This window comes from Mesorhizobium sp. LCM 4576, from assembly GCF_001854815.1.
Classification (GTDB): Bacteria; Pseudomonadota; Alphaproteobacteria; order Rhizobiales; family Rhizobiaceae; genus Mesorhizobium; species Mesorhizobium plurifarium.
Genome location: NZ_MDDT01000057.1, coordinates 113251 through 127646, shown reverse-complemented (window position 1 = coordinate 127646; position 14396 = coordinate 113251). Strand labels below are relative to the sequence as shown.

11 protein-coding genes are annotated in these 14396 nt (G+C 65.7%); 10 read left to right on the top strand and 1 reads right to left on the bottom strand.

The features are described from left to right. Nucleotides 1–10: 10 nt before the first annotated feature. Nucleotides 11–1159, top strand: coding sequence for an efflux RND transporter periplasmic adaptor subunit (locus LCM4576_RS26360; RefSeq protein ID WP_071035878.1), 1149 nt, complete (start codon nt 11–13; stop codon nt 1157–1159). 76 nt (nt 1160–1235) lie between these two features. On the opposite strand, the gene LCM4576_RS26355 is transcribed toward LCM4576_RS26360, so the two are convergent. Further along, nucleotides 1236–2162: a LysR substrate-binding domain-containing protein gene (locus LCM4576_RS26355; protein ID WP_041009050.1), complete on the bottom strand. Its 927-nt coding sequence runs from the start codon at nt 2160–2162 to the stop codon at nt 1236–1238. Between the two features lie 99 nt (nt 2163–2261). Between LCM4576_RS26355 and LCM4576_RS26350 the strand changes: the two genes are divergently transcribed. The 9 genes from LCM4576_RS26350 (at nt 2262) to LCM4576_RS26310 (ending at nt 14394) form a co-directional block, all read left to right on the top strand. Then, nucleotides 2262–3053: a 2OG-Fe(II) oxygenase gene (locus tag LCM4576_RS26350; RefSeq protein WP_244510928.1), complete on the top strand. Its 792-nt coding sequence runs from the start codon at nt 2262–2264 to the stop codon at nt 3051–3053. 97 nt (nt 3054–3150) lie between these two features. Continuing rightward, nucleotides 3151–3840, top strand: coding sequence for a GntR family transcriptional regulator (locus tag LCM4576_RS26345; protein ID WP_071035414.1), 690 nt, complete (start codon nt 3151–3153; stop codon nt 3838–3840). Nucleotides 3841–3862: 22 nt separating this feature from the next. Then, entirely contained in the window at nt 3863–4966 is a 1104-nt protein-coding gene (locus LCM4576_RS26340) for a mandelate racemase/muconate lactonizing enzyme family protein (RefSeq protein ID WP_071035876.1), read from the top strand. A gap of 1 nt (nt 4967) precedes the next feature. Next, a complete protein-coding gene (locus LCM4576_RS26335) occupies nt 4968–6152 on the top strand; it encodes a mandelate racemase/muconate lactonizing enzyme family protein (RefSeq protein ID WP_071035413.1) in 1185 nt (394 codons plus the stop codon). A gap of 236 nt (nt 6153–6388) precedes the next feature. Next, nucleotides 6389–8050 carry an ABC transporter substrate-binding protein gene (locus LCM4576_RS26330; protein ID WP_071035412.1) on the top strand — a complete coding sequence of 554 codons (1662 nt, stop codon included), beginning with the start codon at nt 6389–6391 and terminating at the stop codon, nt 8048–8050. 119 nt (nt 8051–8169) lie between these two features. Beyond that, nucleotides 8170–10524 carry a molybdopterin guanine dinucleotide-containing S/N-oxide reductase gene (locus LCM4576_RS26325; protein WP_071035411.1) on the top strand — a complete coding sequence of 785 codons (2355 nt, stop codon included), beginning with the start codon at nt 8170–8172 and terminating at the stop codon, nt 10522–10524. A 12-nt stretch (nt 10525–10536) separates the two neighbouring features. Continuing rightward, nucleotides 10537–11490 (top strand): ABC transporter permease, encoded by a 954-nt coding sequence (locus tag LCM4576_RS26320; protein ID WP_116398014.1) that lies wholly within the window; start codon nt 10537–10539, stop codon nt 11488–11490. Next, nucleotides 11487–12368: an ABC transporter permease gene (locus tag LCM4576_RS26315; RefSeq protein ID WP_071035410.1), complete on the top strand. Its 882-nt coding sequence runs from the start codon at nt 11487–11489 to the stop codon at nt 12366–12368. Before LCM4576_RS26320 ends, LCM4576_RS26315 begins: the two co-directional genes overlap by 4 nt. Continuing rightward, nucleotides 12361–14394: an ABC transporter ATP-binding protein gene (locus LCM4576_RS26310; RefSeq protein ID WP_071035409.1), complete on the top strand. Its 2034-nt coding sequence runs from the start codon at nt 12361–12363 to the stop codon at nt 14392–14394. The genes LCM4576_RS26315 and LCM4576_RS26310 overlap by 8 nt, the downstream gene beginning before the upstream one ends. Nucleotides 14395–14396 lie beyond the last annotated feature (2 nt).

The window sequence follows — 14396 nt, the reverse complement described above, 5'->3', positions numbered from 1 at the left end:
GGAGACCAAAATGCGTAGATGGAAAATCGCTCTAGGCGCCGCCGTCGCGGTGGGCGCAGTGTCGGTGGCAAGTGTCCACCTGCTGAATCCGGGCTATCTCGGCAGCGGCACCGCGGGCGCAGCGCCCGCCCCGGCGGCCTTCGTCATGCCGGTGCCGGTGGTGAATGTCGTCAAGAAGACGCTGCCGATCTATCTCGACTACGCCGCGCGGGTCGAGCCGATCCGCAGCATCACGCTGCAGGCCCGTGTGCCGGGTTATCTGCAGGAGCAGACCGCGGCCGACGGCAGCGACGTCAAGCAGGGCGACCTGCTCTACCGCATCGCGCCCGACGACTATCAGGCCGCGCTGGATCAGGCGAAGGCACAGGTGCAGCGCGATGCCGCGACGCTCGAATACGCCAAGTCCAATCTCGGCCGCGGCACAGATCTCGCCAAGGCCGGCTATCTCGACAAGGRCAGCTTCGACCAGCGCACCAGCAATCTGCGCACGGCCCAGGCCGCGCTTGCCGTCGACCAGGCAGYGGTGCGGACGGCCGAGCTCAATCTCGGCTATGCCGAGATCAAGGCGCCGTTCCCGGGACGCATCGGCCGCAACCAGGCCTCGGTCGGCACGCTGGTCAGCGTCGCCGGCACGGTGCTCAACACGCTGGTGCAGCTCGACCCGATCTATGTGACCTTCAATCCGAGCGAGAGCGATCTCGTGCAGATCGAGCAGGCGAAGGCCAACGGGCCGATCGCCGTCGACGTTTTGCTGCCCGGCGAGACACAACCCAGCCAAAAGGGCGAGCTCACCTTCATCGACAACACGATCGACCATTCGACCGGCACCATCACGGCGCGCGCCACGATCGGCAACGCCAAGTTCACGCTGTTGCCGGGGCAATATGTACGGGTGCGGCTGCATGTGAAGGAGCAGCCCAACACGCTGATGGTGCCGCAAGTGGCGCTCGGTTCCAGCCAGCTCGGCAAGTACCTCTATGTCATCGGCAAGGGCAACACCGTCGACCAGAAGCTGGTATCGCTTGGGCCCACCGACGGCGACCTGATTTCCGTGACCTCCGGCATCTCCGAGACCGACCAGGTGATCACGGGCAATCTGCAGAAGATCGGACCCGGAATGCCGGTTTCTCCCTTGCCGCAACCGAAACCGGCCAGCTGATAACCCCCATCAGTTTCCGGTCCGACGGTGCCCTCGACTCCCACGTCGAGGGCACCGTTTTGCTGTGTGGGTTCAGTCAGTCCCCGACGACTGCACTGTGCGTGGCTTCGCGGGGATTGCTCGCCAGCAGTTCGACCAGGCCGGCGATATCGGCGCGTTCTGCCTTGGCCGGCAGCATGAAGGCGCAATAGGGCTGGCCGAGGCGAACCGAGACGGAGGACAGGGCGATCAATCGGCCTGCCTCCAGGTCGGGGCTCGCCATGACCCTTTGGCCCAGAGCTATCCCCAGGCCAAGCCGCGCCGCGCCGATTGCCAGGCTGGACAAGCCGACGCGGCGGCCATGCGAGGGGTCCGGCGCGCGGTTGCCGCCGGCGGCGGCGAACCAGTCCGCCCAGCTCGGATGCGAGGCATAATTCGGCCCCCAATTGGTGTGGATGAAGTGGCTTTCATGCATGTCCGCCAGATCGGCAGCGCCGTGGCGCTGGCAGAACTCGGGGGCTGCGACCGGCAGGACGTCGTCATGGACGAGCCGGACCATTTTCAGCGCCGGATAGTGGTAGTCGCCATAGGAGATGCGCAGATCGATGTTCTGGCGCACCACGTCGATCGGATCGTCCTCGACGCGGACGTCGATCGCCATTTGCGGGAAGCTTTCAAGCAGCACCGCCAATCGCGGCGCCAGCCAAAGCTCGGCGAGCGAGAACGGCACGCTGACCACGAGGCGCGTGCGCAGGCCGCCTTCCAGCATGCGCCGGCCGACCGCCGCGATCTCGCCCAGCGCGTGCGCCGTCTGCGGATAGATGGCGTGGCCGGCGTCGGTCAACGCGATGCGGTTGCCGTTGCGCATGAAGAGCTGCTTGCCGAACCAGTCTTCCAGGTTGCGGATCTGCTGGCTGACCGCGGCCGAGGAGACGCCGAGCTCGGTGGCGGCAAGCGTGAAGGAGCCGGCGCGGGCCGCGACCTCGAAAGCCCTCATCGCGTTCAATGGCGGAAGCTTTTCCATGCCATCCTCGAAAGTTTTTCTTGGGAAACCCTAACAATTTTCCGCGTTGTGGCAAAGTTTTCCTTGGTGTGAAGTGACCTCCAGATTTCGGAGGACGCTATGATCGAAACCATTCTCGACCTGGACCGCTACCCGCTCGACCGCGAAGGCACCCCCGAATGGCAACGGCTGGTGGGCGAGTCCAAGGCCGCGCTGGCAGCCAACGGCATGTTCAACCTCGAAGGCTTCCTGCGCCCCGGCATGGTCGAAAAGGCCGTCGCCGAGATCCGGCCGGTGATGGACACGCGCTCGCATGTCCACAGGCGAATGCACAACATCTATTTCAAGCCGTCGATCCCGGAGCTTTCGCCGGATCATCCGGCGCTGCGCAAAGTGGAGACGATCAGCCACACGGTCTGCGCCGACCAGATTCCCGGTAGCACCGTGCTTTCGATTTACGAATACGCGCCGCTGGTGCGGTTCCTGGCGGCGACAATGGACAAGCCGCACCTTTACGTCATGCAGGATCCCCTCGCCCGAGCCAATGTCATGGGCTACCGTGCCGGCGAAGCGCTCAACTGGCATTTCGACCGCTCGGAATTCACCACGACGCTGTTGCTGCAGGCGCCCGAGCGCGGCGGCGACTTCGAGTACCGCACCGACCTGCGCACGGACAGCGACCCGAATTATGACGGGGTAGCCAAGCTGCTCGAGGGGCGCGACCCCCAAGCAAAAATCCTGCGCATCAAGGCCGGCACGCTGAACGTCTTCCGCGGCAAGAACACCGCGCATCGCGTCACCACGGTCGAGGGCAATCGCGAGCGCATGATCGCGGTGTTCTCCTATTACGAACGCCCCGGCGTGATGWTCACCGACGAGGAGCGGATCGGTTTCTACGGGCGAGYGGCTTGAGACTGCCGGTTCAAAATCCGCAGTTCGTGGAAATCAGCTCTTGTTAGATTGTCGACAATCTGCTTGTCTTGCAGAAATTCCTCCTGGGAGTCGACCCATGGCAAAGCTGGATTTCGGTCCGATCGCGGATACGACGCGCAGGGCGGAGATCGTCGCCCTGCTCAGGCGCGCCATCCTGACCGGCCAGTTGGAGCCCGGGCAGAAGCTCAACGAGCTCCGGATTTCCGAGCAGATGCGGGTGAGCCGCGCGCCGCTGCGCGAGGCGATGCGCGAGTTGGTGCAGGAAGGCATCCTGACCAGCATTCCTTACGCCGGAACCTTCGTGGTCGACGTCACCGCCAAGGACATCATCGACGCCTATTCGCTTAACAAGGTGCTCGATGAATTCGCCATCGAACTCGCCTGGCCGCAGCGCGACCAGCGCTTCTTCGACGAGCTCGACCGCCGCCATGAAGCGGTGAAGCAGGCGACACGGGCAAAGGACACCACGCGCCAGATCGAGACGGCGCTGCAACTGCACGGGCTGATCTACGAATGGGCCGACAATTCGGTGCTGCTGGAGACCTGGCAGCGCCTGACCAGCCGGCTGCAGATGTATTTCGCCCTGCACCAGCGGGCGCGCAACGAGCCGGTGCCGGCCGAGGACGTGCACGAGACCTATGTGGCGCTGCTCAAAGGCGCCGACATGCGCGCAGCGCAGCGCCATGCGCGCGAGCATATCGACCTCGATTTCGAGGAGCTTCTCGCCTATGCGCGCGGCCTCGAAAAGCGCGCGTCGAAGAACTGACCGACAAGCGGACGACGGCAAAGTGAAGATCAAGAGCATCAAGGCCTATCATGTCGTGCAGCCCTTCGTGGACGGGCCCTACCGCATGTCCAAGGGGCGCGTCGCCGATTGCTTCGACGCGGTGATCGTCGCCATCACCTCCGACAGCGGCCTGACCGGTTGGGGCGAGATGGCGCCGCTCGGCAATTTCTACTCGGCCGCCTTCCCGGCGGGAGCACGCGCGGGCGTGCCGGAGATCGCGCCGCATCTCATCGGCCAGGATCCGCGCGGGTTCGCCGGCATCGGCCGGCTGATGGACACGGTGTTCAAGGGCCACCCCTACATCAAGTCGGCGCTCGACATGGCGTGCTGGGACCTCGCGGCGCGAGCGGCTGATGTGCCGCTGGTGACCATGCTCGGCGGCCGCGAGAGCGACATGGCGGAGACCTACCGGGTCGTCACCCACGGCACGCTCGACCAGATGGCGGCTTTGGCCAAGCGGATCATTTCMGAGGGCTGCCGGCGCCTGCAGGTCAAGGTCGGCGGCAACGTGCATGACGACATCGAGCGGGTGACGACGGTGGCCGCTGCCGTGCCGAAAGGCACGGTGATCTTCTGYGACGCCAATGCCGGCTGGACGCCTTACCAGGCGCGGCAGTTCGCCGATGCCACGCGCGGCATCGACTACACATTCGAGCAGCCTTGCACGACGCTCGATGAGAACATGTCGGTGCGCCGCATGCTCGACAAGCCGATGGTGCTGGACGAGTCCGTCACCTCGCTGGGCGAGATGCTGGAGATCCATCGCCGCGGTGCCRCCGACGGGCTGACGCTGAAGATCTCGCGGCTGGGCGGCGTGACGCAGACACGACTGATCCGCGACGTCGCCGTCGATCTCGGCTTCATGATCACGGTGGAAGACACCGGCGGCGCCGAGATCGATACCGCGGCGATGGCGCATCTGTCGCTGTCGACACCGGCGGAACGCCGGCTGCACGCCATCGCCTTCCACGAATGGGTCACGGTGCGCACGGCCAGGAACGCGCCGCCGGTGACCGGCAGCCATATGGGCGTACCCGACGGCCCTGGCCTCGGCATCGATGTCGACCCCGGCCTGCTCGGCGAGCCCTTCTTCGAGATCGGCTGACATGAAGATCAGGCGCGTCAAGGCGACACCAATCAACTACAGGCTGGAAGCGCCTTACGTCTGGGTCTTCGGCGAGCTCGACGGCTTCTCGCCGACCATCGTCGAGGTCGAGACCGAGGACGGGCTCGTCGGCATCGGCGAAGCGCCGACGCCGGGCGCGGCGGCCATCATCAACGACGTGCTGGCGCCGAGACTCAATGGCCGGGACGCCTTCGACATCGCCGGCGCGGAGGAAGTCTGCCTGCCCTTCTGGAGCGGCGTGCAGTCGATCAACGACCGCACCCGCATCATGGCCTTCGGCGCCATCGAGATGGCGCTATGGGACCTGCGGGGCAAGGCGTGGAAGCAGCCGCTCTACCAATTGCTCGGCGGCGCGGTGCGCAAGGACATTCCCTTCACCGATTATTTCTCGCTGCGCGGCGACGGCGCCAAGGTGAAAGGCGAGAAGACACCGGAAGAGGTCGCCGACTACTGCGTCGAGCTCAACGAGCGCCACGGCACGACCTTCTTCGAAGGCAAGTTCTCAACGCACGATCCCAAAGTTTCCATGAAGATGGTCGAGCTGATCCGCAAGAGGCTCGGCGACGATGCGATGATCCGCATCGATTCCAACCAGGCTTATTCGCTGGCCACGGCCAGACAATTGGCGCGGCCATTGGAAGAACTCGGCGTGCGCAACTGGGAGGACCCGGTGGCGACCATCGAGGAGATGCGTGAGCTGCGCCGCCACACCTCGATACCGTTCTCGACCCACAACATCGACATCGCCCGCGCCATGGAGCTGAAGGTGCCGGACGCCTTCGTCGGCAACCCGACCGCGCATGGCGGCATCAACCGCATGCTGCGCTTCGTCGGCRCCTGCGAGCATGCCGGCATCGACTACTGGTGCTACAGCGGCGACACCGRCATCGGCAGCGCCTGCTACCTGCATCTGTGCGCCGCGCTCGGTTGGATCAGGGAGCCCAACCAGTCGCTGTTTCGCATGCAGCCGATGGACATTATCGAGGAAGGTCCGTTTACGCCGAAGAACAACACTGTGCCGGTGCCGGAAGGGCATGGCCTCGGGGTCACGCTGGTACGGGRAAGGCTTGCCGCCTGCCACCGCGACTTCGTCGAGAACGGTGCTTGCAACAAATATCACGACCCGGAAAAGCCCGGGACCTACCGCAGACTGCCGCTGAATTAGGAGGATGTCGAAAAGCTAGCAGGACTTATCTGGAAAAAGGCGGCCACAAGTCGCCTGGCCGACAGACAATTCATCAAGAAAATCTGACTTTTCCGTCCCAACGAGCGGATGGACCAGTCGGAACCGCATGCTACTGTACATCGACCGATACTGAGTGCCTGGACCGGAGAACTCCATGGAACTCGCAAATTGAATGCACCCGCCAACCACAACAACTGGGGAAAGGGCCTAGACCCATGAGCAAGAACTACCGCATTCTCGATCTCCTCCGCCGCGGGCGTACGCCGCTCGAAAACCATCTCATCGACGGCCTGATCGACGGCCGCATCAGCCGCCGCGAATTCGTGCGCCACGGCAGCCTGCTCGGCCTGTCGCTGCCGCTGCTCGGCCGCATCGGCATGGCCGCCGGTTTCGGCGCCGCGCCGTCGCTCGCGCGCGCCGGCGCGCCCGGCGCCACCATCCGCGTCGGCAGCAGCGTGCCGGCCGCCGCGATCGACCCGGTCACCATCGCCGACGCCGGCGGCCTGCTCGTCATGCAGCAGGTCGCCGAGTTCCTTTGCGTCGACGGTCCGGACCTCGTTCTGAAGCCGGCGCTGGCCGAGAGCTGGTCCCCCAACACCGACGGCACGGTGTGGACCTTCAAGCTGCGCAAGGGCGTGAAATTCCATTCGGGCGGCGAGATGAAGGCCGACGACGTGGTCGCCAGCATCGACCGTCTCGCCGATCCGGCAAACTCGTCCAACGCGCTGTCGGTGTTCACCGGCATCCTGCAGAAGGGCGCCTCGAAGAAGGTCGACGACTACACCGTCGAATTCCACCTCGACGCGCCGAACGGCAACTTCCCCTACATGCTGTCGTCCGACAACTACAACGCCGTCATCATCCCGGCGAGCTACAAGGGCGGTTACGAACAGAGCTTCGACGGCACCGGGCCGTTCAAGATCGAGAAATACACACCCAAGGTCGGCGCCTCCTTCGTGCGCAATGACGATTACTGGGGCGAGAAGGCTCTGCCGGACCGCACCGAATTCACCTTCTTCACCGACATCCAGCCGCAGATCCTGGCGCTGCAGGGCGGACAGATCGACATCATCAACCAGATGCCGGTGCTGGCGGGTGTCGCCGTGCTCAACGACCCGAATGTCGACATCATCAGCCTGAAGTCGTCGGCGCATCAGCAGCTGCATATGCATTGCGACGAAGGCCCGACGAAGGATGCCCGCGTGCGCCGCRCCATCGCGCTCTGCCTCGAYCGCGAGAAGCTCGCCGCCGGCCTGATGAAKGGACGCTCGGCGCTCGGCAACGACAGCCCGTTCGCCGCCGTCTACCCTTCGACCGACACCAGCGTGCCGCAGCGCAAGCAGGATATCGCCCAGGCCAAGCAGTTGATGGAAGCGGCCGGCCTCGCTCAAGGCTTCAAGATGACGCTGACCACCGAGCGCTACCTGGAAATCCCGGAATACGCCCAGCTCATCCAGAACTGGGTCAAGGAAATCGGCATCGAGCTCGAGCTCAACATCCTCGACCAGAGCGCCTATTACGGCSATGCCGTGTTCGGCAAGTCGAACTGGCTGGATTCGGCGATGGGCATCACCGATTACGGCCATCGCGGCGTGCCCAATGTCTATCTCGCGGCGCCCTTGAAGAGCGACGGCACCTGGAACGCCGCGCATTTCAAGAACAAGGACTACGATCAACTGGCGACAAGCTATATCGCCGCCCTCGATCTCGAGGCGCAGAAGGCCGACGCCGGCAAGATCCAGAAGCTGCTGCTCGAGGAAACGCCGGTGATCTTCGGCTATTTCTACGACTATCTGACGGCGACGGCGAAAGGCGTGGCCGGCGTGCAGCCCACCGCCATGTCGCAGCTGTTCCTCGACAAGGCGTCGAAAGGCTGAGCATGAGGCAAGCGTAATCCCGCAAGCGCCGGCTTCGGAAGGGCTGGCGCTTCGCGGCCAAGCGCGACAGGGTGCCAAACGCCTTGCCCGTAGATGGCCGTAGCGGGATGATGCGACCCATGGGAACCGCTACCCTGCTCACCACAATGCATTGGGGGACCTACGAGGTCCGCGCCGAGAACGGCCGGCTCGTCGGCGTCGAGCCATGGAGCGGCGATCCTGACCCGTCGCCGATCGGCCGGTCGATGCTCGGCACGGTGCAGGGCGAGTTGCGCGTCGCCCGCCCGGCCATCAGGCGCGGCTGGCTGGAGGGAAACAGGTCCAGCCCGGCAAGCAGGCGCGTCGACGAACCCTTCGTCGAAGTCTCCTGGGAAACCGCGCTCGACATCGTGGCCGCCGAGCTGCAGCGCGTCCGCTCGACGCATGGCAACAGCGCGATCTATGCGGGCTCGTATGGTTGGGCGAGCGCCGGGCGCTTCCACCATGCGCAGGGGCAGGTCCACCGCTTCCTCAACACGATCGGGGGCTATACCGGCTCGGTGCTGAGCTATTCCTATGGCGCTGCCGAGATCATCCTGCCGCATGTGCTGGGCAGCACCGATGYGCTGACCGGCAATCACACCACCTGGGACGGGATCGAAGAACATGCCAAGCTGATCGTGGCCTTCGGCGGTCTGCCCTGGCRCAACACGCAGGTGCAGGGCGGCGGCTCGGCGCGGCACGAGGCTTCGGCGGCGCTGCGCAACGCCGTCGCCAACGGCGCGCGGCTGATCAACGTCTCGCCGGTGCGCGACGACGCGCCGCGCGGGACCGAGACCGAATGGCTGCCGCTAAGGCCGAACAGCGACACCGCCGTGATGCTGGCGCTCTGCCATGTGCTGATCCGCGAGGGCCTGCACGACGGGGCGTTCCTGACGCGCTACTGCACAGGTTTCGGGACCGTGCGCGCTTATATACTGGGCGATAGCGACGGCCAGCCGAAGGATCCAGCCTGGGCGGCGAAACTCAGCGGTGTCGATACCGCGACGATCGAAGCGCTCGCCCGCGACATGGCCGCCAACCGCACCATGCTGATGGTCARCTGGTCGCTGCAGCGCGCCGATCATGGCGAGCAGCCCTACTGGGCGGCGATCACGCTCGCCGCTCTGCTCGGGCAGATCGGACTGCCGGGCGGCGGCATCGGCTTCGGCTATTCCTCGACCAACGGCGCCGGCAGGCCGGAGATGGGGTTCCGCTGGCCCTCGGTGCCGCAGGGCAGGAATGCCGTGGCGCATTTCATCCCGGTCGCGCGCATGGCCGACCTGCTGCTCAACCCCGGTGGATCGTTCGACTTCAACGGCGCCAGGCTGACCTATCCCGACATCAGGCTCGTGTACTGGGCCGGTGGCAATCCGTTCCATCACCACCAGGACCTAAACCGTCTGGTCGAGGCCTGGCAGCGGCCCGAGACTGTGATCGTCAACGAGCAATTCTGGACGGCGACGTCGCGTCACGCCGACATCGTGTTGCCGGTGACGACGCCGCTGGAGCGCAACGACCTCGCCTTCTCGAACCGGGAAAACCTCATCGTCGCCATGAAGCAGGCGATCGAGCCGTTCCAGCAGGCGCGCGACGATTTTGCCATCTTCGCCGACCTCGCCGCGCGCCTAGATACAAGCGAAGCCTTCACCGAAGGACGCGGCGCCGACGAATGGATCCGGCACCTCTATGGCCAGGCGGTAGAGAATGCCAATGCTGCCGGCGTGGAGATGCCGCCCTTCGAGCGCTTCTGGCAGGACGGCCATGCCGACCTTGCGCGCTCGGTGACGTCGCAGACCTTTCTTGGCGCGTTCCGCGCCGATCCGGAGCAGCATCCGTTGGCGACGCCGTCCGGGCGCATCGAGCTGTTCTCGGCGACGATCGAGTCCTTCGGCTATGACGACTGTCCCGGCCACGCCGTCTGGCGCGAGCCGCGCGAATGGCTCGGCAATGAGAACCTTGCCGAACGGTTTCCCCTGCATCTGTTGTCGCCGCAGCCGGCCGACAAGCTGCACAGCCAGTACGACCACGGGTCGGTCAGCCGGGCGGGCAAGGTCGCGGGCCGCGCGCCGCTGCTGATCAATCGCGAGGACGCGGCGGCACGCGGCATCGTGGGCGGCGCGGTGGTCAAGATTTTCAACGAGCGCGGATCGTGCCTCGCCGGCGCCGTGCTCACCGACAGCCTGACCCCCGGCGTCGTGCAACTGCCGACCGGAGCCTGGTTCGACCCGGCACGGCCAGGCGAGCCGGAAGGCCTCGAAAAGCACGGCAATCCGAATGTGYTGACGCCCGATCGCGGCACGTCGCGGCTTGCGCAGTCGCCGACCTGCAATTCGACGCTGGTTCAGGTGTCGCGGTTTACGGGAACCGTTCCGCCCGTGACAGCCTTCGATCCGCCTGCCACTATTGATTTATCCGATTTGCCCGGCATGTCCGGGCGCAAAGGTCTTTCATAAGGAGACGACGCCATTCCAGCTTTCCTCGTCCGGCGCCTGGCATTGTCGCTCGTCACGCTGTTCCTGCTCAGCGTCATGGTGTTCCTCGGCGGCCAGGTGCTGCCGGGCAATGTCGGGCGTGCCATCCTGGGGCCRTTCGCCGACCAGCGCGCGGTGGATGCGCTGAACCATTCGCTCGGCGTCGACCRGCCGCTGCTTGTCCAATACGGAAGCTGGATCTGGAACTTCCTGCATGGCGACATGGGCACGTCCTATGTATTCCGCGCGCCGGTGGCGCCCTTCGTCATCGATGCGCTTGGCAATTCGATGAAGCTGGCGCTGGTCGCCTTCGTGCTGGTGGTGCCGATCGGCATCCTCGGCGGYGTCATCGCCGCGCTCAATTTCAACAGGCCGCTCGACCGCATCATCAGCCTTGGCGGTTTGTCGGTCACGGTGCTGCCCGAGTTCGTCACCGGCATCATCCTGATCCTGATCTTCGGGGTGTGGCTGCGCTGGCTGCCGATCGCCGCCGCCTGGCCGAAAGGCGCCGGCTTCTTCACCCAGCTCTACTACCTCATCCTGCCCTCGCTGCCGCTGTTCCTGGTGCTGTTCGGCTACATCGCGCGCATGGCGCGCTCCGGCATGATCGAGGCGCTCGATTCCGACTATACGAGGACGGCCGTGCTCAAAGGCCTGYCGTGGCGCACGGTGATCTGGCGCCATGTGCTGCGCAACGCGCTGCTGCCGACCATCACCGTGATCGCCACCCAGACCGGCTATCTCATCGGCGGCCTGGTGGTGATCGAGACTTTGTTCCGTTACCAGGGCATCGGCTCGCTGATCTTCACCGCTGCGCGCGGCAAGGATTTCCCGATGCTCGAGGCCGGCATCCTGACCATCGGCATCGTCTATGCGGTGGCCACGTTGGTCGCCGACTTCCTCTATTCGGTGCTCAATCCGCGCATCCGGCTGGGAGCAGAGCAATGAGCGCCACCGACACGCCTGTCAGCCTGCCGACGCCCGACACCGCACAGCGCAGTCCCTGGGGCGAGGTGCTGCATTCGCTGCTACGGTCCGGTACCTTCCTGACCGGGCTCGGCATCGTCGTCTTCTGGATCGTCTGCGCGCTGTTCGGCCAGCACTTCGTCCCCTACGATCCGCTGGCCAGCGACATCATCGATGCGCTGACGCCGCCGGCGGCCAATCACTGGTTCGGCACCGACCAGCTCGGCCGCGACGTGTTCTCGCGCGTCATTGTCGGCTCACGCGACATCCTCACCGTGGCGCCGCTGGCGACTATCCTGGCGACCATAGCCGGCACCGCGCTCGGCCTCGTCATCGGCTATTTCCGCGGCATCGTCGACGACATCGTCAGCCGCGTGCTCGAAGCCTTCATGGCGATCCCGGTGGTGATCATCGCGCTGCTCGCCATCGTCGCGCTCGGCACCTCCAAGATCACCGTCATCGTCGTCATCGGCCTGAGCTTCGCGCCGATCATCGCCAGGACGGTGCGTTCGGCGGTGCTGGCCGAACGCGAGCTCGACTATGTGGCCGCGGCAAAGCTGCGCCACGAGGGCGCGCTGCACACGATGTTCGTCGAGATCCTGCCCAACGTCATCCCGCCGATCCTGGTCGAGACGACGGTGCGGCTTGGCTATGCCATCTTCGCGGTCGCGACCCTCTCCTTCATGGGCTTCGGCATCCAGCCGCCGTCGCCAGACTGGGGCCTGTCGATCTCCTCCAATTACGGCATGATCGGCGGCGGCTTCTGGTGGACGGTGCTGTTCGATGCGCTCGCCATCGCCTCGCTGGTGATCGGCGTCAACCTCGTGGCCGACGGCGTGCATGGAGCGTTCAATGACTGACCCCAGGCAAGCCGCCAACGCGCTCGAGCTGAAGGACCTTTCGGTCGCCTATCGCGTCGGCCRCCGCAACCGCGCGGTGCTGCGCAACGTCAACCTGACCATCAAGGCCGGCGAGGCCTATGGGCTGGTCGGCGAATCCGGCTGCGGCAAATCCACCGTCGCGCTTTCAGTGGTGCGCTACCTGCCGCGCAACGGCTCCATCACCGGCGGCTCGATCGCGCTCGACGGCAAGGACGTCATGAAGCTCGATGCGGAGGCGCTCAGGCGCGCCCGCGCCGACAGCGTGTCGATGGTCTACCAGGACCCCGGCAAGGCGCTAAACCCGTCGCTGCGCATTGGCCGCCAGCTGACCGAAATCTTCGAGCTTGCCGGCGTCACCGGACAGGCGGCCGAGGACAAGGCGCTCGCCATGCTGAACCGGGTGCGTATCTCGGATCCGGCAGGCGTCATGCAGCGCTATCCGCATCAGCTCTCCGGCGGCATGCAGCAGCGCGTGGCGATCGCCATGGCGCTGGCCAACGATCCCTCGATGCTGATCCTCGACGAGCCGACGACCGGCCTCGACGCCACGGTCGAGGCGGAGGTGCTCGACCTGATCGGCCAATTACGGCGCGAGCTGTCGGCTTCAATCTTGTTCATCAGCCACAACCTCGCCGTCGTCTCCAACATGTGCGACCGCGTCGGCGTGCTTTATGCCGGCATGCTGGTCGAGGAAGGCTCGACCAGAGACGTCTTCAACGATCCGCGCCATCCTTACACGGTGGCCCTGCTGCGCTGCCTGCCGCGCGGCGGCCAGCGCAAGGACCAGGGCCGGCTCGACACCATCCCGGGCTTCCTGCCCGGCATCGGCGCCAACATCGTCGGTTGCGCCTTCGCCGACCGCTGCRCTCTGGCCACCGAACGCTGTCGCGCCGAGCCGCCGCCGCTCTATGAGCTCGGCGACGGCCGCCTGTCGCGCTGCCACTATCACGATCACGCGCAGTCGCTGCCGCGCGCAACGCCCGCCGAGATCGCCGCCGCCCAGCCGAAGCAGGCGCCGCCGGTGCTGCAGGTCGAGGGGCTGAACAAGACCTATGCCAGCCACGGCCGTCCGCTCAGGGCGGTGAAGGACGTCTCGGTGAGCCTCAGGCCCGGCGAGACGCTCGGGCTGGTCGGAGAATCCGGCAGCGGCAAGACGACCTTCGCCAGGCTCCTGCTCGGCCTTGTCCCGCCGGACGACGGCGGCTCGATCGAGCTCGAAGGCAAGAAGCTCGCGCCACGGCTTGCCAGCCGCTCGGAGGATCAGGTCAAGGCGGTGCAGATCGTCTTCCAGAACCCGGACTCCGCGCTCAACCGCTCGCATTCGATCCGGCATATCCTCTCCCGCGCCCTGAAGCGGCTGGGCGGGCTCACCGGCAAGACGCTGGACAACCGCCTGGAAGAGCTGGTCCGCTCGGTGCGGCTCACCGACCGGCACCTGGCGGTCAAGCCACGCCAGCTTTCGGGCGGGCTGAAGCAGCGCGTGGCGATCGCGCGCGCCTTCGCCGGCGATCCGCGCATCGTGGTCTGCGACGAGCCGACCTCGGCGCTCGACGTCTCGGTGCAGGCGGCGATCCTCAACCTTCTGGCCGACCTGCAGTCGAGACAGGATGTCTCCTACATCTTCATCTCGCACGACCTCGGCGTGGTGCGCTATCTCTCCGACAAGATCGCCGTGCTCTATCTCGGCCGCATCATGGAGTTCGGGCCGTCGGAAGCGGTCTTCTCCGGGCCGCACCATCCCTACACCGAAGCGCTGCTGTCGGCCGTGCCGAAGCTCGACCGCAGCGAGAGCGCGCGCATCCGTCTTGACGGCGAGATCCCGAGCGCGGCCAACCCGCCGACGGGCTGCGTCTTCCACACGCGCTGCCCCCGCAAGATCGGCGCGATCTGCGAGACAAAGGAGCCGGAGCTCGCCGAGGCCCAGCCGGGGCACACCATCCGCTGCCATATCCCCTACGACGAACTGGCGCGGCTGCAAAAGCCGAAGGCCGTGGAGCCGGCGTGATC